The 21,029-nt window shown below is 67.6% G+C and carries 14 protein-coding genes and 7 pseudogenes; 7 read left to right on the top strand and 14 right to left on the bottom strand.

Features of this window, described 5'->3' with window-relative positions; translation table 11 throughout:
• Positions 1-101 precede the first annotated feature (101 nt).
• Together H7I57_RS14135 and H7I57_RS14130 are read right to left on the bottom strand one after the other, a co-directional pair.
• Positions 102-944, bottom strand: coding sequence for an SDR family oxidoreductase (locus H7I57_RS14135; protein ID WP_264024172.1), 843 nt, complete (start codon positions 942-944; stop codon positions 102-104).
• A 55-nt stretch (positions 945-999) separates the two neighbouring features.
• A complete protein-coding gene (locus H7I57_RS14130; RefSeq protein WP_264024171.1) occupies positions 1,000-1,896 on the bottom strand; it encodes an enoyl-CoA hydratase in 897 nt (298 codons plus the stop codon).
• Positions 1,897-1,975: 79 nt separating this feature from the next.
• Between H7I57_RS14130 and H7I57_RS14125 the strand changes: the two genes are divergently transcribed.
• Complete coding sequence (locus tag H7I57_RS14125) at positions 1,976-2,143, top strand: hypothetical protein (protein ID WP_170981143.1); 168 nt, start codon at positions 1,976-1,978, stop codon at positions 2,141-2,143.
• Positions 2,143-3,606, top strand: coding sequence for an alpha,alpha-trehalose-phosphate synthase (UDP-forming) (locus H7I57_RS14120; RefSeq protein WP_264024168.1), 1,464 nt, complete (start codon positions 2,143-2,145; stop codon positions 3,604-3,606). The genes H7I57_RS14125 and H7I57_RS14120 overlap by 1 nt, the downstream gene beginning before the upstream one ends.
• Position 3,607: 1 nt before the next feature.
• On the opposite strand, the gene H7I57_RS14115 is transcribed toward H7I57_RS14120, so the two are convergent.
• From H7I57_RS14115 to H7I57_RS14060, 12 genes and pseudogenes are all read right to left on the bottom strand, one after another.
• A complete protein-coding gene (locus H7I57_RS14115; protein ID WP_264024167.1) occupies positions 3,608-4,096 on the bottom strand; it encodes a mammalian cell entry protein in 489 nt (162 codons plus the stop codon).
• Positions 4,096-4,779 (bottom strand): Rv1363c family protein, encoded by a 684-nt coding sequence (locus tag H7I57_RS14110; protein WP_264024166.1) that lies wholly within the window; start codon positions 4,777-4,779, stop codon positions 4,096-4,098. Before H7I57_RS14110 ends, H7I57_RS14115 begins: the two co-directional genes overlap by 1 nt.
• A gap of 64 nt (positions 4,780-4,843) precedes the next feature.
• Positions 4,844-6,578: pseudogene (locus H7I57_RS14105) on the bottom strand (MCE family protein).
• Positions 6,575-7,734: pseudogene (locus H7I57_RS14100) on the bottom strand (MCE family protein). Before H7I57_RS14100 ends, H7I57_RS14105 begins: the two co-directional pseudogenes overlap by 4 nt.
• Positions 7,731-9,098: an MCE family protein gene (locus tag H7I57_RS14095; protein WP_264024165.1), complete on the bottom strand. Its 1,368-nt coding sequence runs from the start codon at positions 9,096-9,098 to the stop codon at positions 7,731-7,733. Before H7I57_RS14095 ends, H7I57_RS14100 begins: the two are co-directional and overlap by 4 nt.
• Positions 9,095-10,153: pseudogene (locus tag H7I57_RS14090) on the bottom strand (MCE family protein). The gene H7I57_RS14095 and the pseudogene H7I57_RS14090 overlap by 4 nt, the downstream one beginning before the upstream one ends.
• Positions 10,146-10,448 (bottom strand): annotated as a pseudogene (locus H7I57_RS14085) (MCE family protein); the annotation flags it as partial. The pseudogenes H7I57_RS14090 and H7I57_RS14085, both read right to left, overlap by 8 nt.
• Positions 10,449-10,450: 2 nt before the next feature.
• Positions 10,451-10,762 (bottom strand): annotated as a pseudogene (locus H7I57_RS14080) (MlaD family protein); the annotation flags it as partial.
• A 13-nt stretch (positions 10,763-10,775) separates the two neighbouring features.
• Positions 10,776-11,618, bottom strand: coding sequence for an MlaE family ABC transporter permease (locus H7I57_RS14075; protein ID WP_264024164.1), 843 nt, complete (start codon positions 11,616-11,618; stop codon positions 10,776-10,778).
• 39 nt (positions 11,619-11,657) lie between these two features.
• Positions 11,658-12,421 (bottom strand): annotated as a pseudogene (locus H7I57_RS14070) (MlaE family ABC transporter permease).
• Positions 12,422-12,677: 256 nt separating this feature from the next.
• Positions 12,678-13,610 carry a 3-oxoacyl-ACP reductase gene (locus H7I57_RS14065; RefSeq protein ID WP_264024163.1) on the bottom strand — a complete coding sequence of 311 codons (933 nt, stop codon included), beginning with the start codon at positions 13,608-13,610 and terminating at the stop codon, positions 12,678-12,680.
• Between the two features lie 13 nt (positions 13,611-13,623).
• Positions 13,624-13,815 carry a ferredoxin gene (locus H7I57_RS14060; protein ID WP_264024162.1) on the bottom strand — a complete coding sequence of 64 codons (192 nt, stop codon included), beginning with the start codon at positions 13,813-13,815 and terminating at the stop codon, positions 13,624-13,626.
• Between the two features lie 158 nt (positions 13,816-13,973).
• Here H7I57_RS14060 and H7I57_RS14055 point away from each other — a divergent pair, with 158 nt between their 5' ends.
• The 5 genes and pseudogenes from H7I57_RS14055 (at position 13,974) to H7I57_RS14035 (ending at position 21,027) form a co-directional block, all read left to right on the top strand.
• Entirely contained in the window at positions 13,974-15,152 is a 1,179-nt protein-coding gene (locus H7I57_RS14055; protein ID WP_264024161.1) for an acyl-CoA dehydrogenase family protein, read from the top strand.
• 19 nt (positions 15,153-15,171) lie between these two features.
• Positions 15,172-16,275, top strand: coding sequence for an acyl-CoA dehydrogenase family protein (locus tag H7I57_RS14050; RefSeq protein ID WP_264024160.1), 1,104 nt, complete (start codon positions 15,172-15,174; stop codon positions 16,273-16,275).
• A gap of 13 nt (positions 16,276-16,288) precedes the next feature.
• The gene (gene fadD17, locus H7I57_RS14045) at positions 16,289-17,830 is read left to right on the top strand and encodes a long-chain-fatty-acid--CoA ligase FadD17 (protein WP_264024159.1); all 1,542 of its coding nucleotides are present in this window, start codon (positions 16,289-16,291) and stop codon (positions 17,828-17,830) included.
• Positions 17,831-17,844: 14 nt separating this feature from the next.
• A pseudogene (casI, locus tag H7I57_RS14040) lies at positions 17,845-19,484 on the top strand (steroid-22-oyl-CoA synthetase).
• On the top strand, positions 19,468-21,027 hold the full coding sequence (locus H7I57_RS14035; RefSeq protein ID WP_264024158.1) for an FAD-binding protein: 1,560 nt from the start codon (positions 19,468-19,470) through the stop codon (positions 21,025-21,027). The pseudogene casI and the gene H7I57_RS14035 overlap by 17 nt, the downstream one beginning before the upstream one ends.
• Positions 21,028-21,029: the final 2 nt, after the last annotated feature.

Here is a 21,029-nt window from a genome sequence, read left to right as displayed (position 1 = left end):
CATGCAGACACGGCGTCGCAAGGCGACCACCAGCCCATTTTCACCCCGGAACGGGCGACCGCAAGGTCACATTGGCTGGAATGCAATTCCGGCGGGGTGGCCTAGGACGAGACCACGCCGCGCAGGCCGTCGGCGCCGAAGAGCGGTTCGAGCATCTCGGACAGGTCGGGGCCGCGCCGCAGCCCGTGCCCGCCGTCGACGTTGATGACCTGGCCGGTGATGAAGCTCGCCGCGTCGCTGAGCAGGAACACCGCGAGGTTGGCCACATCGGAGACCTCACCCACCCGCGGCAGCGGCGTGCAGGCGCGGTAATCCTCGAGGATCGCAGGCGATTCCATGATGGGCGCGACCATGTCCGTGCGGGTCAGGCCGGGGCGGATGCCGTTGACCCGCACCGACGAGGGGCCCAGCTCGTCGGCCGCCACCATCATCAGATGGTCGAGGGCGGCCTTGCTCGGACCGTAGGCACCGAACCACCGATGGGTGTTGCTCGACGCGATCGACGAGATGCCGACGAACGAGCCGCCGCCACCGCGGACCATCTCCCGCGCGGCGTGCTTGAGTACGTACATGGTGCCGTTGACGTTGAGGTCGACGGTGTTGCGCCATGCCTGCGAGTCGATCTGGGTGAGCGGTCCGATCGTCTCGGAGCCGCCGGCGCTGTGCACGACACCGTCGAGGCGGTCGTGCCATGCGACGGTCGCCGCCACCAACCGCGCCACCTCGTCCTCGTCGGTGATGTCGGCCGGTTCGTAGCGCACCTGGCCGCCACCCGCACCGGCGTTCGCCGTGACCTCCTCCGCGGCGGCGGCCAGCTTGTCGGCGTTGCGGCCCGCGAGCATCACGTTGCCGCCCGAGGCGACCACAGCCTCGGCGACTCCCTTGCCGATGCCACTGCCACCACCGGTGACCAGGAACGTTCGATCCGTCAACGACAGCAGCATGAGGGGCCCCGTCCGTAAGAAAGGTCGTCTAACAAGAACAGGTTCTAGTTATACGTCACGGCTCGTCGCGGCGGGCCAGCTTCGGCGCGCCGAGGGTGCGCCAATCCGGCACATCGGGCGGCAGCCCGACCGGGTAGCGGTTCTCGTTGTGCGCGGCCCAGTGCGCATGGCCCAGCTCGTGGATGTGGAACGCGTGGCGCAGCGCCTCGGTGAAGCCCATCGCGTCGCTGGCGGCGTTCACCGAGTCCTTGACGAGCAGGGCGGCCATGGTGGGCCGCTCGGCGATGCGGCGGGCGAACTCGAGGGTCTTGTCCTCCAGCTCGGCGCGGGGGAACACCTTGGACACCATGCCCAGCCGGTGCGCCTCGTCGGCGTCGATCGCGTCGCCGGTGAGCAGCAGCTCCTTGGCCTTACGGGCGCCGAACTCCCACGGGTGCGCGTAGTACTCGACGCCGGGCATCCCCATCCGAACGCCGACGACGTCGCTGAACTTGGCGTCGTCGGACGCCACGATCAGGTCGCACGCCCAGATCAGCATCAGCGCCGCCGAGATGGCGTTGCCCTGCACCTGGGCGATGGTGATCTTGCGCAGATCGCGCCAGCGGGAGGTGTTGTTGAAGAAGTAGTGCCATTCCTGCAGGTAGGTCCGTTCGGCCACGGCCTCCCTTGTGGCGCCGTTGAACTGGAACGTCGGGTGCTGGCCGGGGCCCGGGGCCCGTTCGGCCAGCGCCTCCTCCGAGCCGAGGTCGTGGCCCGCCGAGAAGTTCTTGCCCCGCGCCGCGAGGATGACCACCCGCACGGCGTCGTCGGCCTCGGCCCGCCCGAACGCCTCGTCCAACTGCACCAGAAGGGTCCGCGATTGGGCGTTCTGCGCATCGGGCCGGTTGAGCCAGATGCGCGCGATGCGCCCCTCGTCGAGAGTCTCGTATGTCACCTGATCGCGGTCCGCCACATCGAGCACATTACGGTTGTCCCGAGACCGGGTGAACGCCGAGGTCGGGCTGGCACCGTAAGTTGGCTACAGTTGGTACATGCCTGCGAAATCTGATCCCGCCGAACTGGGCGATGTCGAACCCATTGCCGACAGCACCGAACGCCAGGCCCGCCGTGTCGTCGCCGCGTACGCGACCGACGCCGACGAATGCCGGATCTTTCTCTCGATGCTCGGCATCGGACCCGCCAAGCTCGCCGACGCGTAATGACTCCCGAGAGCGGCCCCGAGGCACGCTCCGGGAACGCCGACTTCGTCGTGGTGGCCAACAGGCTGCCGATCGACAGGGTGGAACTTCCTGACGGCACCACCGAGTGGAAACGAAGCCCCGGGGGCCTGGTCACCGCCCTGGAGCCGCTGCTCCGCAAGCGCCGCGGCGCGTGGATCGGCTGGCCGGGGGTGCCCGAGGACGGGGATGCCGAGGACGCCGAACCCGACGCGATCGAGCAGGACGGGATGTACCTCGTCCCGGTGCGGCTGAGCGCGGATGACGTCGCGCTCTACTACGAGGGCTTCTCGAACGCCACGCTGTGGCCGCTCTACCACGACGTGATCGTCAAACCGATCTACCACCGGCAGTGGTGGGACCGCTACGTCGAGGTCAACAGGCGTTTCGCCGACGCGGCCGCGCGCACCGCCGCCGAAGGCGCCACCGTCTGGGTGCAGGACTACCAGCTGCAGCTGGTGCCCAAGATGCTGCGCATGCTGCGCCCCGACCTGACCATCGGGTTCTTCCTGCACATCCCGTTTCCCCCGGTCGAGCTGTTCATGCAGATGCCGTGGCGGTCGGAGATCATCGACGGCCTGCTCGGCGCCGACCTGGTCGGTTTTCACCTGCCCGGAGGCGCGCAGAACTTCCTCATCCTGGCGCGCCGGCTCGCGGGCGCGAACACCTCGCGCGCCTCGGTGGGGGTGCGGTCGCGGTTCGGTGAGGTGCATGTCGGCTTCCGCACGGTCAAGGTCGGTGCCTTCCCGATCTCGATCGACTCCGCCGAACTCGACAAGCAGGCACGCACCAAGGCGATCCGGCAGCGCGCGAAGGAACTGCGCAGCGAGCTGGGCAACCCCCGCAAGATCCTGCTCGGCGTCGACCGGCTGGACTACACGAAGGGCATCGACGTGCGGCTGCGGGCGTTCTCGGAACTGCTCGACGAGCACCGGGTCAACCCGGAGGACACGGTGCTGGTGCAGCTGGCCACGCCGAGCCGCGAGCGGGTCGAGAGCTACATCGCGATGCGCGAGGACATCGAGCGGCAGGTCGGGCACATCAACGGCGAGTACGGGGAGGTCGGCCACCCGGTCGTCCACTACATGCACCGCGCGATCCCGCGTGAAGACCTTCTCGCCTTCTTCGTCGCCGCCGACGTCATGCTGGTCACGCCGCTGCGGGACGGCATGAACCTGGTCGCCAAGGAGTACGTCGCGTGCCGCAGCGACCTCGGCGGCGCCCTGGTGCTCAGCGAGTTCACCGGGGCGGCCGCGGAGCTGCGTCAGGCCTACCTGACCAACCCGCACCATCCACAGGGCATCAAGGACGCGATCGAAGCGGCACTCACTCAGACCCCCGAGGAGGGCAGGCGCCGCATGCGTGCGTTGCGCCGGCAGGTGCTCGCCCACGATGTCGACCGCTGGGCGAAGTCGTTCCTCGAGGCGCTGGCTAAATCGCAGTGATCTAAATCGGAGTGATGTAGTTGATCAGCCACTTGCCGTCGACCTTCTCATAGTCGACGCGCAGTCGGCTGCCGTCGTAGACGGGCTTCCCTGCCTTCTCGGTCACCGTGCGGTTCATGTACACCATCACCGAGGCCGAATCACGCCGTGCATCGAGAACGCCCACGCCGACGACGTTGGCCTGGCTGACGAGCTGACGTTCGCGCGCCTGCGGGATGATGTCCTGGTCGGCGCGGTCCCGGAACTCCTGGCGGTAGGCCGGCGTGAGCAGCGGGTAGACGTCATTGAGGTTGCGCTCGACGGTTTGGTAGTCGTACCCGAACACCCGCGGGATCTGCTCGGCGGCCAGCGGAGCGAGTTCTGCGCGAGTGGTGCGTTCACCGTTGAGCTGCACGCCGTTCCAGTAGAGCGAGCCGCCGAACGCCGCGAGGGCCACCACACCAGCACCCAGTGCGACGGCGAGCGCGCCCCAGAGTCGAGCCAGCCGCATCAGTTGCCACTGTCCGGGTACTTGAGGTCGTAACCGGTCATGTGGCCGTTGTCGTCCTCGTGGACGATGACCCGCAGCCGATAGGGCTGCGACGGCTTGTTGGTGCCTTCCATGTCGGTGACGGTCACGCGGACGGACACCAGCACGGCGGCGTTGTTGGTGACGTCATCGATCTTTTCCAGCGCGGCGCCGTTGATGACGGCCTCGGAGCTGGCGTTGGTGTCGCGGAAGATCGCCTTGAGGTTGTCGACGTTGTTGCCCTGGCTCAGCATGTCGCGAAGCGGTCCGCTGGTGCTGTCGACGAATCTGTTCACGCTGTCGTCGATGTTGTCCTGCGTGTAGCTGAACATGTTGGTCACCAGCTGCGCGGCAGTGTCGACGAAGCGCTGATCTCGAGTCTGCTGGGCCTGCGCGTCGCGCTGCTGAACCAGCATCCACGTGACACTGCCCGCCAAGGCGCCCGCCATCACCAGGAGGGCGACGACCGATACCAGCGCGACGAGCGCCCGGTTGGGGGCTCGCCGAGGAGGCGACTTGGGGGGCCGCGCCGGGCGCACCGTCGTCGCGGTGACGGGCGCCGTGACGGTCAGTTCGGGTGTGACGGCCGCACTGGGGTCCCCACCGGCGGCCGGACCCGCGGCCCGCGGCCCGTGATGCGCGGCGCCGCGCCGGCCGCCCTGCATCGCGGGGTACTTCTTCTGCCACTGTGCCTTCCTGGATGCCTTCCTGGATGCCTTCCCGGATCACCTATGCCTGCTTGGGCGACAACATCAGGTCGACCCAGTTCTCCGCGGGCGCCAGTTTGTCAGTTCCGGGCGCATAGATGCCAGTTCCGCCCTCGGGGTTGACGAACTCGCCGTTCTGGTCGTACGTCGCCATCACCGGCCCATCCCCCAGCCCCGCGGACTGGGAACCCGACGCCAGCGGCGGGGCTTCCGCGGGAAGCACAGGTGCCGGTGCCGGCGCGGGCGCCGGTTGAGGCGCCGGGGGCGTGCGGCCGTACGGCGGAACGACGTGGTCCGGGGGCGAGAAGTAGGGCCACGGCGGCGGCGGCGGTCCGACCTCGTTGGGCGGCACCGGCAGCGGGAAGGGTGCATGCGGCGCCGGACCCGGCCCAGGCACCGCCCCCCTGGGGGCAACTGCACCACCGGCGGTCCCGGATCAGGATCCACATGCGGCGGGATATACGGGAACTTGTTGGGCGGCAGGATGTTCCGCCCAGGCGGCTCGTAGTGGTTGTCTTCCCGGGTGTCCATCGGCGTCCCGACCGGAATCGGCGGCCCCCGCCACGGGTTGCTGCCGATCGGCACGTAGCCATTCGGATCGCGGCACAGCTGGATGGTGGGCGCCCGCTTGCCGGGGAACTCCTGGCACGGGTAGTTGCGCGCACCACGCACCACGCTCGGGTCGTTGTGCGGCACCTTGCAGTACATGTCGGTGGGCAGTTCGCGCAGCGTGGTGTCGGCGGGCGAGCGGATCTGCGGGGGCGGGATGAAGCCTACCGAGCACGGTGGCGGGCCGCCGAGGTCGATCTTGAAGTCCAGCTTGCCGCCCTCGTCGGCGGGAACGCCGCCGGCCACGGTGTTGAGCGCGGCGAGCAGGGCCGGGAAGACGACGAGCGAGTGCTCGAGCGACTTGTTGTAGATGACCCCGATCCGCCCGAAGTTGGCCAGGTTCGCCGCGAGAACCGGGAACGTGGGCCTGATGCCCTCGAACGTCGTGTTCACCGTCTCGGTCGCTCCCGGAACGGTCTGCAGCACCGACCGCAGTTGCGGATCCGCGTTGGCGACCTCGCCGGTGAACCTGGCCAGCCCGTCGGCGAGCGACTTGATGTCGTCCCCGCCGCGAATCTGCGCATCCAGGAAGGGGCCTGCCTGGTCGATCAGTTGGGTGGTCTGCCCGTAATTCGCGTTGGCCTCGTCGATCAGCAGGCGGGAAGACTGGATCAGCTGGGCCAGTTCGGGCCCGGATCCGTTGAACGCCTTGAACGTCTCGCGCAGCAGATCCTGCACACGACTGTCGCCGACGCTGCTCACCAACGCGTCGGCCTGCTGCAGCAGACCGTAGATGTCCTGACCGATGGCGGTGCGGTCCACACCGATTTCAGCGCCATTGCGCAACGTCGCTTGAGCCGGTTGCTCGGGCGGCACCAGGTCGATGTACTGCTCGCCCACCGCGGACACGCTTTTCACCGTCACGGTGACGTTCTCGGGCACCGGAGTGCCGCTCTGCAGCCGCATGTGCGCAACGACGCCGTCGTCGGTCAATCCGACCGTCTCGACCCGGCCCACCGTCACGCCGCGGAAGGTGACGTTTGCGTTCTCGTAAAGACCGCCGCCGGCAACGAAATTCGCTGTCACCTTGTAGGAACCGAGACCGACCGCCTCGGGCAGGCGCAGGTAGAAGATCGGATCGAGCCGACCGTCAGCACTGTCACGGCGGCGAAGATCATCAGCTGGATCTTCGTGAGCCGGTCGATCACGGCGCCTCCTCGTGCTGGGTCGCCGTTCCCGGTGCCACCGTGAACGGGTCGGCGGCCTGACCCGAGAGGTTCGCGACGGCTCCGGTGAGGAAGTCGGGCGGGTGATGATCTCGTTCATCCTCTTCATGTTCGGGTCCAGGCCCTTCGAGGTGGTGAAGACCGTCTCACCGAGCCGTCGCAACGTGAGGTCGAAGGTCACGAACACGTTCAGATAGTCGCCGCGCACGGCGTTGCGCAGGTACTTGTAATGGAAGGGGAACGTCGGCAGGAACTCCAGCGACTTGATGAACGCGTCGGCGTTGTCGTTGAGCGACTTGATGATCGGGAACAGATCCTTGAAGTCCGCGGCGAAGTCGTCCTTCGTCTGATCCAGCACCCGCGATCCCACCGTGGCGAAGCTGCGCAGCGCGGCGAATGCCTCGACAAGGGTGGTGCGGTTGCGGTTGAGGACCTCGAGCGCCTCGGGAAGTGTGTCCAGGGTGCGGCCCAGGCTGTCCTTGCTCTGCGCCAGGATTCCGGCGAACCGGTTGAGTCCCTCGGCCGCGGCGATGATGTCGTTGGTCTGCCGGTCCAGCGAACTGGTCAACTCGGCCAGCCGCGGAATCAGGTCGGTGAACTGTCCCTCCCGGCCGGCCACGGCGTTGTAGGTCTCCTCGGTGATGTCCTGCAGTGCACCGAGGTTGCCCTTGTTCACCACGACGCCCAGAGACGCGAGCACCTCCTCGGTGGTCGGGTAGCGGCCGGTGCGCTCCAGTGGGATCTGCGAGCCGTCCTCGAGGCGCCCCACCCTGGGCTCGTCGATGGGTTCGGCGAGTTCGACGTGCTGCGAACCCAGCAGCGAGGTCTGCGCCACCCTGGCGGTGGCATTGACGGGCAGGTTGACGTCACCGTCCAGCGACAACTCCACCGACGCGAAGAACGAACCGTCGGACCGCTGAACGGCGTCGATCCCCGAGACACTGCCGACGGTGACGTCGTCGACCATCACCGGCGAATTCTGCGGCAGCGTCGAGACATCCGGCAGTTGCACCGTGATGACGTAGGAACCCGATCCGTGCCCGGCGGTGCCCGGCATGTTCAACGAGTTCAGACCACCGAACTGGCAACCCGTCAGCAGCACGGCCAGCGAGGAGACGGCGACCGTCTTGCGCATCATCCGCCCGCTCCTGGCTCGGGGCCGCTGTTGTGCGAACTCGACACCGGCGGTGCCGGCGATCCGGCCACCGCATCGGGGGCCGGCGGCACCAACAGCGAGGCCAGGTCGGCGTCAGCCGGGACCTGCGGCGGCGTGACACCGGGGGCGTTCTGCCACTGCAGGTAGGGCACCGGGGTCTCGGCCTTGGCTTCGGTGGCCGGGGTGTCGTAGATGACCTGGCCCTTGTAGGCGGTGATGCTGTTGATCGGGTGGAAGAGCACCGGCGGATAGTTCATCGCGATTCGCTTGAAGACCGGCCCCATGCGCTGGCGGCAGATCTCGGCCCGCTTGAAGTTGTCGGGCGAGGCTCCAACGTCGAACGTGCCACCGCAGATGAACTGAACCGGATTGGCGAAGTTGGGTAGCGACAGCAGACCACCGACGGTGCCCTGGGCGGGGTTGTAGATGTTGTAGAAGTTCGACAACCCGTTGGGCGTGATGTGCAGGATCTGCTCGATGTCGTCGCTGTGGTCGGTCAGGATCTGCGTGAAATCGGCGAGCTTGCCTATCTGGTCGATCAAGGCCTGATTGTTCTCGCCAAGGAAGCCGCTGACATCCGAGAGCGCCTGGTTGAGGGTGCCCAGAGTGTTGTCGAGATCGGCGGAGCTGTCGGCGAGCACCTGCGAGACCGAAGCGACATGGTTGGTGAACTGGACGATTTGCTCGTTGCTGTTGGACAGCGCATCGATGAGCACCTGCAGGTTGCGGATCGTGCCGAACAGATCGGTGCGTGAATCACCCAGCCGCCCAGCGGTTTGCGACAGCTCGCGCACCGCCTGCCGGAAACTGTCGCCGTTGCCGTCGAACCTGTCGGCCGCCTGGTTGACGAACTCCGTCAGCGGACCCTGGACCGAACCTTGATGCGGACCCAGCTGGGTGCTCAGTTGAGTGAGCTGCTCCTTGACCTCGTCCCACTCCACAGGTACCGCGGTGCGGTCGGGCCCGATCTCGGCGCCGTCGGCCAACGCGGGGCCCTCTGTGTAGGCGGGCGTGAGCTGGATGAAGCGGGCCGCCACCAGATTCGGCGAGATGATCAGCGCCCTGACATCCTCGGGGACCTTCACGCCGTCCTGCACCGACATCGTCATCTTGACGTCGTTGGCGCGCGGCTCGATCGAGTCGATGGTGCCGACCGGCACACCCACGATGCGGACCTGGTCGCCGGGATAGATGCTGACGGCGGACTCGAAGTATCCGACGATCTTGTGGCTGGTGCGCGACGGCCAGACCAGCAAGGCACCGATGACCAGCGTGGCCACCAGCACGGCGATGAGGACCGGTCGGAGCCAACGGCTCTGCGTGAGGGAGGTATTGGCCGTCGTCATGGTGACTTCGGCCTGATGATCATGCGCTCGGTGATGAAACCGCGCAGATAGTCGGCGAGGCTGTCGGGCAGCTTGCCGGGCTGGAAGTACGTGTCCAGCAGGACCTCAGCGAGGCTGACCGGCGGCAGGCCGTAGAGGTTGATGTTGAAGCCCGAACCCGAACCGACGACCTCCCCGAGCGCGGTGGCGTAGGGCGGCAAGCGACGCAGCGCCTCACCGATGTGTTCACGCCGTTCGAGCAAGTTGTCCATCACCAGGTTGAGCTTCTCCAGCGCCGGCCCGAACTCCCGCCGGTTGTCGGCGACGAAGCCTGAGATCTGTTGGGAGACATCGTCGATGCCGGCGATCAGATTGCTCAGCGCCTGGCGTCGCTCGTCCAGCGCAGCAAACAAGAGATTGCCGTCGACGATCAGCTGGTTGACCTGGCCGGCTCATTGCGCGAGCGTGTCCGAGACCCGCTTGGCATGCCCGAGCAGCTGCTCGAGCGCAGCGTCGCGCTCGTTGAGGCTGCGCGACAGGTTGGTGACACCGTCGAGCGCGCCACGCAGTTGCGGGGTGGCGTCACGGAGCGTGTCGGTCAGGGTCTGCAGTGCCAGTTCGAATCGTGGTTTGTCCAGGTCGCTGGCATTCTGACCGAGATCCTGCAGGGCGGTGTTGAGGGTGTACGGGGTCGTGGTGCGTCCCAGCGGAATCGAGGTGACCGACCCGTTGCCCTGCGGAGTCACCGCGAGCGACTTCTGGCCGAGCACGGTATCGGTCTTGATCGCCACCATCGACTGGTCGCCGACCCGCACTCCTCGATCCACGGTGAAGGTCACCTTGGCGGTGTCGCCGGCCAGCGCCACGTTCTTGACCGAACCGACCTTGATCCCGGAGACGTTGACATCGTTGCCGGGAGCGATCCCCCCGGCGTCGGTGAAGAACGCCTCATAAGACTTGCCCTGCGGCATGAACGGCAGCCCGCTGTAACCGAAGGACACCAGCACCAGGCAGCTAACCAGGACTATGCCGAAAATGCCGGTGCGGAGCGGATTTCCACTGTCGGGTCTAGCCACTCTCAGAACACCTCCCCTTGCTGGGATCCGGCGGTCCGCCGAACGGGATCAGGATGTCACTACCCGCGGGGCCGTTGATCTTCATCCGGATCGAGCAGTAGTAGATGTTGAAGAACGCTCCGTAGGCACCGAGGGCGTTGAGCCGCAGGTAGTTCTCGGCCAGCGGTTCGATGACCTTGTTCACGTCACCCTTGCGCTCGTCGAGTCGTTGGGCCAGCGGCCGGGCGTTCTCGATGACCCCCTGGATCGGCCGACGAGACTGCTCGAGCATGTCGGTCAGATCCGACGACGCCGAATGCCCGCGATCCGCACCACCGCGTTCGACGGGATGTAACGCATCTCGCCGCTTCTGATCGCGAGCGTCAGCTTCGCCTCGTTGCCCGCGTACTCGATGGATTCGACCTCACCGACCTGGATGCCCCGGTACTTGACCTTGGCCTGGGTCTCCATCACCAGACCGGCGCGGGGCGAGAGGACCGTCACCTTGTCGGTCGGCGTGAACGCCGCCGTGTAGGAGAGGTAGGTGAACACGGCCGCGGCGACGACGACGGCAGCCAGGATCGCCGCAGCGATCCTGACGTGGCTGCGCTTGGCGTCACCGTCGGCCATGTGCTGTCCCAACCTATCCGGAGAGATTGAAGTTGCCGGAGGCGCCGTAGACGGCAAGGGAGATCAACAACACGATCGTCACCACCACGATCAGCGAGGTACGCACCGCCTGCCCGACGGCGATGCCGACCCCGACCGGACCTCCCGATGCGTTGTAACCGTAATAGGTGTGCACGAGCATGACCGCGATCGACATCACGATCGCCTGCAGGAACGACCACAGCAGATCGCTCGGTATCAGGAACGTGTTGAAGTAGTGGTCGTAGAGGCCTGCGGACTGGCCGTTGATGTAGACCGTGGTGAACCGTGCCGCGAAGAACGCCGCGAGCACCGGGAGCGCATACAGCGGGACGATCGCGATCAACCCGGCGATGATCCGGGTGGACACCAGGTAGGAGACGGCGTGCACCGCCATCGCTTCGACGGCATCGATCTCCTCGGCGACACGCATCGCGCCCAACTGTGCCGTGGCACCCGCGCCGATGGTCGCCGCGAGCGCGATGCCGGCGATCACCGGTGCCACGATGCGGACATTGAGGAAGGCCGACAGGAAGCCGGTGAGCGCCTCGATACCGATGTTGCCCAGCGACGAGTAGCCCTGGACGGCGATGACGCCACCCGAGGCCAGCGTCATGAACGCCGCCACCCCGACGGTGCCGCCGATCATCACCAATGCGCCGGTCCCCATGGACATCTCGGCGATGAGCCGGATCGTCTCCTTGCGGTACCGGGTCAGCGCGTTGGGGATGTACCGGATCGACTCGCCGTAGAACAGCGCCTGTTCGCCGACGGTGTCGACTGCTCTCGGCACGCTGCTGACGAACCGGCGGAAGCGGACGGTGACGTCGTAGCTCATCGCGCGATCACCGCCTTCTGTTCTTCGCGCAAGCGCTCATCACCGGTCCAGCACCCGAACCCCGATGGCCGTCATGATCACGTTGATCACGAACAGGCAGATGAACGCGTAGACGACGGTCTCGTTGACGGCGTTGCCGACGCCTTTCGGCCCGCCCTTCACCGTCAGGCCGCGGTAGCAGCCGACGAGCCCCGCCACCACCCCGAACAACAGGGCCTTTACCTCGGCGAGCAGTAGCTCGGGCAGACCGGTCAGCACGGTCAGGCCGTTGATGAACGCACCGGGGTTGACCCCCTGCAGGAACACGGAGAAGACATAGCCACCGGACAGGCCGATCAGGCAGCGAGGCCGTTGAGGAGCAACGCCACGAACGTGGAGGCGAGGACGCGGGGAACCACGAGGCGCTGGATCGGGTCGATCCCCAGCACCCGCATCGCGTCGATCTCCTCGCGGATGGTGCGGGCGCCGAGGTCGGCACAGATCGCCGTCGCACCCGCCCCGGCCACCACGAGCACGGTCACCACCGGCCCGAGCTGGGTGATGGTGCCGAACGCGGTGCCCGCGCCGGACAGGTCGGCCGCACCGATCTCACGCAGCAGGATGTTCAGCGTGAACGCCACCAGGACGGTGAAGGGAATCGCCACCAGCAGTGTGGGCAGCAGCGAGACCCGCGCGATCATCCAGGTCTGGTCGAGGAACTCACGGAACTGAAACGGTCGGCGGAACGTCTTGACGAACGTGTCCAAGGACATCTCGACGAACCCGCCCACGGCCCGCGCAGGCGCCGCAAGCTGTTCGATCAACCTCGGCTCCGTTCTCGGGCAGGTTGAGGACATCCCCCGTGGCGAAGAGTTCGACACTCGTCGCCTGCGACGGCTCCCACCCCAGTGTGAGGCAATGCTCCCAGTGAGCCGGATCATACTAACTAGAACGTGTTCGCAGTGTCAAAGAACGTCAAATCCAGACCAATATCTTACATTTGCGCAGTTCAGGGCCACTGTGACCTACATCATTCTAGAACGTGTTCCAATTGACGCGCGCGCTTGACAACCGAGACTGTCAGTCTCGGTCGCCCAGCCCCATCGCCGCCGAGAAACTCCGCTCGGGGTCACGATCAGCAAAGTAGTTCTGCAAGGTGTCGGACAGGTCGGCCGGGTCCCAGACGTCACTCGAGGCACTGAACTGCGCCTCGGCGGTCGGAGCCGCGACCAGCGTCACCGTCGGACCATAGACGATGAACAGCTGCCCGTTGACCCCTTCGGCAGCCGGCGACGCCAGGAACCGCACCAGGTTCACGACGTGCTCCGGGGACAGCGGATCCACCGCCCCGTCCGCCAACTCGGGGGCGTCGCCGAACACGCCTGCCGTCATCGCCGTGCGGGCGCGCGGCGCGATGACGTTGGCGCGCACGCCGAAGCGCCCGAGCGCTCGCGCCGCCGACAGCGTCAGCGCCGTGATACCGGCCTTGGCCGCGCCGTAGTTGGGCTGTCCGACGGGCCCGGACAGGCCGGCCTCCGACGAGGTGTTGATGATCCGGCCGTAAACCTGGCCATCTCCGGATTTGGCCTTCGACCGCCAGTAGGTGGCGGCATTGCGCGTCAGCAGGAAATGGCCGCGGAGGTGCACCGCGATGACCGCGTCCCACTCCTCGTCGGTCATGTTGAACAGGATCCGGTCGCGGGTGATCCCGGCGTTGTTGACGACGATGCCCAAGCCCCCGAGGCCGTCGGCCGTCTCGACCAACTCATCGGCGGTGGACCGCACGCTGATGTCACCGACGACCGCGACGCCCTTGGAACCCGCGCTCGCGATCTCGTCGAGGACGTCGGACTTGTCCAGTGCCTGCGCGATGTCGTTGACGACGACGGTGGCGCCCGCCTGCGCGAGCCCGATGGCCTCGGCGCGGCCCAGCCCGGCGGCGGCACCGGTCACCACGGCGACGTGCCCGGACAGGTCTATGTCTGTCCCCCGAAGGGACGAAGAATCAGTCAAAGTACGAATACCTCTAGTCGTGGCGGATCAGGGCGGCGCGGGGGCACTCGGCGACGGCCTGCTCGGCCAGCGCCTCGTCCCCCTCGGGAACAGGGTCGGCCTTGACCACCGCATAGTCGTCCTCGTCGAGCTCGAACAGGTCCGGGGCTATTCCGACACAGACCGCGTTGCCTTCGCAACGGTCACGATCCACTTCCACTCGCATGACACTCTCCTACCGCGTCCTCGATGTCCTACCCGTTTCGGGCACCTAGTGTGACACCACCCTGGACCCCAACACTAGAACGTGTTACAACCGCAGAAGACCTGAGGTATCCCATTGGTGCCGTCATCAAAGGCTCGCAGAGAAGTGAGGACAGCGCGATGCGAATCGGCTACACCCCCGAGCAGGAGGAGTTGCGCCGCGAACTCCGCGCGTACTTCACCAAGCTCATGACGCCAGAGCGCGCCGAGGCGCTGGCATCCAACGACGGCGAGATGGGTCGCGGCAGCGTCTACCGGGACACCGTCGCCCAGATGGGCAAAGACGGCTGGCTGACGCTGTCCTGGCCGAAGGAGTTCGGCGGGCAGGCCCGCCCGCCGATGGACGGGCTGATCTTCAACGACGAAGCCTCGATCGCCAATGTGCCGGTGCCGTTCCTGACGATCAACAGCGTGGCCCCGACGATCATGGCGTTCGGCACCGACGAGCAGAAGTCCTTCTTCCTGCCCAAGATCGCCAAGGGCGAGTTGCACTTCTCGATCGGCTACTCCGAGCCGGGCGCGGGCACCGACCTGGCCGCGCTGCGCACCACCGCGGTGCGTGATGGCGACGATTACGTGATCAACGGCCAGAAGATGTGGACCAGCCTGATCGCCTACGCCGACTACGTCTGGCTGGCCGTGCGCACCAACCCGGAGGCCAAGAAGCACCGAGGCATCTCGATGCTGATCGTGCCGACCACCGCCGACGGCTTCTCCTGGACGCCCGTGCACACCATGTCCGGTGTCGACACCAGCGCCACGTACTACGAGGACGTCCGGGTGCCGACGTCGGCCCTGGTGGGCGAGGAGAACGCCGGCTGGAAGCTGGTCACCAACCAACTCAATCACGAACGGGTGGCACTGGTTTCGGCGCAACCGATCTTCTCGGCCCTCGACGGGGTCCGGGAGTGGGCCCAGAACACCAAGGATGTTCACGGCAGGCGGCTGATCGACTCGGAGTGGGTGCAGCTCAACCTCGCCCGGGTGCACGCCAAGGCCGAGGTGCTCAAGCTGATCAACTGGGAACTCGCCTCCAGCGACGCCGCGCCGTCCCCCGCCGACGCATCGGCGGCGAAGGTGTACGGCACCGAGCTGGCGACCGAGGCCTACCGCCTGCTGATGGAGGTGCTCGGCACCGCGGCGACGCTGCGCACCGACTCGCCCGGCGCGCTGCTGCGCGGCCGCATCGAACGGATGCACCGGTCCTGCCTGATCCTCACCTTCGGCGGCGGCACCAACGAGATTCAGCGAGACATCATCGGCATGGTCGCGCTCGGCCTGCCCCGGGTCAACCGATAACGGAATAAGGAGATTTCACGTGGACTTCTCGCACCCGGAAGAAGCCGAAGACCTGGGCGGCCTGGTCCGCACCATCACCGAGGCGGTGTGCACGCCCGACCATCAGCGTGAGCTCGACGGTGCGGCAGACCGTTTCGATCGCGCTCTGTGGTCCAAGCTCGTCGAGGCCGACGTGCTGTCAGCCGCCGCACCGGAATCGTTGGGCGGCGGCGGGTACGGCGTGCTGGAGCAGACGGCGATCCTCGAAGCCCTGGGCAGGCAACTCGCCGCGGTGCCGTACCTGGAATCGGTCGTGGTCGCCGCGGGCGCCCTGGCGAAGTTCGGATCCGCCGAACTGCAGCAGCAGTGGGCGGCGCCTGCGGTCAGCGGGCAGAAGATCCTCACCGTCGCGCTGGCCGGCGAGATGGGCGACGGACCCGTCCAGGCACAGTCGGGCGGTGCGGGGTACCGGTTGACCGGCACCCGCACCCTGGTCCCCTACGGGCCGGTGGCCGACGCATTCCTGGTTCCCGCCGAAACCAACTCGGGAACAATCGTTTTTGTCGTCGCTGCGGACGATCCCGGCGTCACCGTCACGTCGTTGAGCACCACCGGCCACGGCAGCGTCGGGCACCTCGACCTGCGCGGTGTCGAGATCGACGAGCAGCGCGCGGTCGGCGCCGACGGGCCCGCCGCGCTCAGCTGGATCGAGACCCACCACACCCTGGGCCTGTCGGCGTTCCAACTCGGCGTGCTGGACCGCGCCCTGGAGCTCACCGCGCAGTACGCCCGGGAACGCGAGCAGTTCGACAGGCCGATCGGAAGCTTCCAGGCCGTGTCGTCGCGCCTGGCCGACGGCTACATCGACATCAAGGGACTGCGGTTGACGCTGACCCAGGCCGCATGGCGGTTGTCCGAAGATCTACCCGCCGACATCGACGTTCGCTCCGCGGCGTTCTGGGCGGCCGAGGCCGGCCACCGCGTGGCCCACACGACGGTGCACGTGCACGGTGGCGTCGGCATCGACACCGACCACCCGGTACACCGGTACTTCCTGGCGGCCAAACAGTCCGAGTTCGCGATCGGCGGCGCCACCGGGCAACTGCTGGCGATCGGTCGGGACCTGGCCGACACCCCGGCCTGATCGCCTCCGCCCGGTGGCCAACCCTCTCGGACCGACCGTCCCGGCTCTGTTGACGCCTCTGGCCGAGGTCGACGACCGGGGGGTCTACTCGGTCGATCCCCGCAGCGGCGCAGTGTCGTTCGTGACCTGGCGCAACCACATCCGGGACGGCGCCGCCCTCGCTGCGGCGTTGCGGGCCCGGCTCGACCCCGGCAGGCCGCCGCACGTCGGCGTGCTGTTGGGCAACACCCCGTTCTTCTGCACGGTGCTCGTGGCCGCCGCGCTGTCGGGCATCGTGCCGGTCGGACTGAACCCGACCCGCCGGGGCGCGGCACTGCGCCGCGACATCGCGCACGCCGACTGTCAACTGGTGCTCGCCGACCGGTCCGCACCGCCGGACATCGCCCATCGGGGTGTCACTGCGCTCGACGTCGAATCACCGGACTTCACCGACGAACTCGCCGCGTTCCGCGACGCGCCGGTCGAATTCCGCCCTGCCGACCCCGACGACCTCTACATGTTGATCTTCACCTCGGGCACCAGCGGTGATCCCAAGGCCGTGCGCTGCACCCACGAGAAGGTGGCATTCCCCGGGACCATGCTCGCTCAGCGTTTCGGCCTCGGACCCGCCGACACGTGTTACCTGTCGATGCCCATGTTCCACTCCAACGCGATCATGGCGGGCTGGGCTCCTGCGGCGGCCGCGGGAGCCTCGATCGCGTTGCGCACCAAGTTCTCGGCGTCGCAGTTCTTTCCGGATGTGCGGCGCTTCGGCGCCACCTACGCCAACTACGTCGGCAAGCCCCTGTCGTACATTCTGGCCACCCCCGAGCGCCCGGACGACGCCGACAATCCGCTGCGGGTGGCCTACGGCAACGAAGCCGCACCGCGTGACTTGAAGCGGTTCGCGCAGCGGTTCGGGGTCACTGTGGTCGACGGTTTCGGTTCGAGTGAGGGCGGGGTGTCCATCGCCCGTACCCCGGACACCCCTGACGGCGCCCTAGGACCACTGGTGGGCGGCGTGGCGATCATCGACGTCGAAACCGGCGCCGAATGCCCGCCCGGGGTCATCGGCGAGCTCGTCAACACCGAAGGGCCCGGCCAGTTTCGGGGCTACTACAAGGATCCCGACGCCGAGGCCGAACGGATGCGCGGCGGCGTGTACCACAGCGGCGACCTCGCCTACCGCGACGAGGACGGATTCGCCCACTTCGCCGGCCGGCTTGGTGACTGGATGCGCGTCGACGGCGAGAACCTCGGCACCGCGCCGATCGAACGCATCCTGATGCGCTATCCCGGAATCACCGAGGCCGCCGTCTACCCGATTCCCGATCCCGCGGTGGGTGACCAGGTGATGGCGGCGCTGGTGCTGCCCGGGGACACCTCCTTCGATCCCGGCGCCTTCACCCGGTTCCTCAGCGGGCAACCAGATCTCGGCCCCAAGCAGTGGCCGGCCTTCGTGCGCGTCGGTTCCGCGCTGCCGCGCACCGAGACGTTCAAGGTGCTCAAACGGCAGCTGTCCGCGGAGGGCACCGACTGCCCGGACCCGGTCTACCGGATCACGCGACAGTGCTGACCGACATCGCCTCGATGCTGCTCGACCGGGTCGGCGACCGACACCTGGGGCTGCGGACCCGGGAGCGTGACTGGACCTGGGACGAGGTGGTGGCCGAGTGGGCGGCGCGCGCGTCTCTGGCACGTGCGCTGCGTGCCAAGCACTTCCGCGCGTCACCCTTTCACGTGGGTGTCCTGCTCGACAACGTGCCGGACTTCGTGTTCTGGCTCGGCGGCGCGGCACTGGCGGGCGCAACGATCGTCGGGTTGAACCCCACCCGCGGCACGGACGCTCTGGTCGCCGACATCCGGCACGCGGACTGCCAGTTGATCGTCACCGACAGCCACGGCATGAGTCGGCTACGGGACCTCGATCACGGCCTGGACGCCTCCCGCTTCCTGCTCGTCGACGACCCGGGGCACCGCAGTCGCGTCGACGGGTGCCGGAGCACGCCCGCGGCCGCGCCTGGTGTCGACGAGCAGTCGTTGTTCCTGCTGCTGTTCACGTCGGGGACGACCGGTTCGTCCAAGGCGGTCAAGGCCGCCTCACCCGGATCGCGTACGCGGCCACCGCGAAGTACGGCCATCACCGCGGCGACGTCGACTACTGCTGCATGCCGCTGTTCCACGGCAACGCGATCATGGCGCTGTGGGCGCCCGCACTGGCCAACGGAGCGACGGTGTGCCTGACGCCGAGCTTCTCGGCATCCCGATTCCTGCCGGACGTAAGGCTTTTCGGAGCGACCTTCTTCACCTACGTCGGCAAGGCCCTGGCGTACCTGATGGCCACACCCGAGCAGCCCGACGACGCCGACAACACCCTCACGCGGGGATTCGGCACCGAAGCCTCACCGGAGGACCAGAAGGAGTTCCGCCGCCGTTTCGGCGCAGAGCTGTTCGAGGGGTACGGCTCCAGCGAGGGCGGAGCGGTGGCCGCCGCCGATCCCGAGGCGCCGGAAGGCGCGCTCGGCCGGCCGGCACATCCCGAGGTCGTCATCGTCGACCCCGACACCCTGCACCGTTGTCCGGCAGCCGTTCCCGGTGCGCGGGGCCGGGTGCTCAACCCCGACGAGGCCATCGGTGAGATCGTCGACCAGCGCGGCGCGCGCGATTTCGAGGGCTACTACCGCAACGACGCCGCGGACGCCGAACGCGTGCGCAACGGCTGGTACTGGTCGGGCGATCTCGGCTACGTCGACACCGAGGGGTTTCTGTACTTCGCCGGGCGGCGCGGTGACTGGATCCGGGTGGACGGCGAGAACATCTCGGCGCTGACGATCGAACGCGTGGTGCGCCGCCATTCCGCCGTGATCACCGCCGGGGTCTACGGAGTCCCTGATCCGCGTTCGGGCGACCAGGTGATGGCGGCTCTGGAGGTCGCCGATCCCGAGGGCTTCGACGTCGAGGACTTCGCGGAGTTCCTGGTTGCCCAGGACGATCTGGGCGCCAAGGGAATTCCGCGACTGCTCCGGCTGTCGGCCGACCTGCCGGCCACCGGCTCCAACAAGGTCCTCAAACGTGACCTTCAGGCGCAGCGCTGGCACACCCGGGAACCGGTGTACCGCTGGGCCGGTCGCGGGCGTCCGCATTACCGGCCGATGACCGACCACGACCGCAGCGCCCTCGACGCCGAGTTCGCCGAGCACGGAAGGAACAGCCTTGCGCGAAGACCGTGAGTGGGATGAGACCACCGACGTCCTGGTCGCGGGCTCGGGCGCCGGTGGGGTCACCGGCGCCTACACCGCCGCCAGGGAGGGACTCGACGTCATCCTGGTCGAGGCCACCGACAAGTTCGGCGGCACCACCGCGTATTCGGGCGGCGGCGGAATGTGGTTCCCGTGCAACCCCGTTCTGCTGCGCGCGGGCACCGACGACAGCATCGACGACGCGCTGGAGTACTACACCGCGGTCGTCGGCGACCGCACGCCCAGGGCGCTGCAGGAGACCTACGTCCGCAGCGGTGCACCGCTGATCGAGTACCTGGAATCCGATGATCAGCTGAAGTTCACGCTGTTGCCCTGGCCCGACTACTTCGGCAAGGCGCCCAAGGCCCGCGCCGACGGCATGCGTCATATCGCCGCCAAGCCCCTCAAGGTCGCCGCCGCCCCCGATCTGCGTGACCTCGTCCGCGGACCGCTGGACACCGACCGGCTCGGGACTCCGCCGCCCGAGGACTATTTCGTCGGCGGCCGGGCCCTGATCGCCCGATTCCTGGCGGCCACCCGCCGGTATCCGCACGCCTCCGCCCGGCTGAACACAGCGCTGGTCGAGCTGGTGGTCGACGACGGTGCCGTCGTCGGCGCGATCGTCGAGACGGACGGACAACGCCGGGCGATCCGGGCGCGGCGGGGTGTGCTGCTGGCCGCGGGCGGATTCGAGCACAACGACGACCTGCGTGCCAAATTCGGCGTGCCGGGCCGATCGCGAGACACCATGGGCCCGTGGGGCAATCGCGGTCTGGCCCACCTTGCGGCGATGGCGGTGGGCGCCGACACCGACCTGATGGACCAGGCCTGGTGGTCGCCGGGTCTCACCCACCCGGACGGCGCGTCGGCCTTCGCGCTGTGGTTCACCGGCGGCATCTTCGTCGACGACCACGGCAGACGGTTCGTCAACGAGTCGGCCGCCTACGACCGGCTCGGCCGTGCGGTGCTGGCCGCGGTGGACGACGGCACCGTGACGTTGCCGTTCTGGATGGTCTACGACGACGGTGGAGACGGGGCCGGCGGCATCCCTCCGGTGAAGGCCACCAATGTCTCGATGGTCGAGCCCGACAAGTACGTGGCCGCCGGGCTGTGGCGCACGGCGGAGACGCTCGAGGAACTCGCCGTCGAGATCGGGGTGCCACCGCGGAATCTGGTGGAGACGGTCGCGCGGTTCAACGATTTCGTGCGGCGCGGCGTCGACGAGGACTTCGGCCGCGGTGACGAACCCTACGACCGCGCGTTCTCCGGTGGCGCGCCGCCGCTGTACCCGATCGAACGCGGGCCGTTCCACGCGGCCGCGTTCGGGGTGTCCGATCTCGGAACCAAGGGCGGTCTGCGCACCGATACCGCGGCGCGGGTGCTCGATACGGCGGACACTGTGATCACAGGCCTCTACGCGGCAGGCAACACGATGGCAGCACCAAGTGGCACCGCCTATCCCGGCGGCGGCAACCCGATCGGCACCAGCATGGTCTTCAGTCACCTGGCCGTGCTGGACATGAAGAGGGAGTAGAA

This window comes from Mycolicibacterium pyrenivorans, assembly GCF_025821625.1.
Lineage (GTDB): Bacteria > Actinomycetota > Actinomycetes > Mycobacteriales > Mycobacteriaceae > Mycobacterium > Mycobacterium pyrenivorans.
This window is presented reverse-complemented; position numbering and strand designations above follow the sequence as displayed.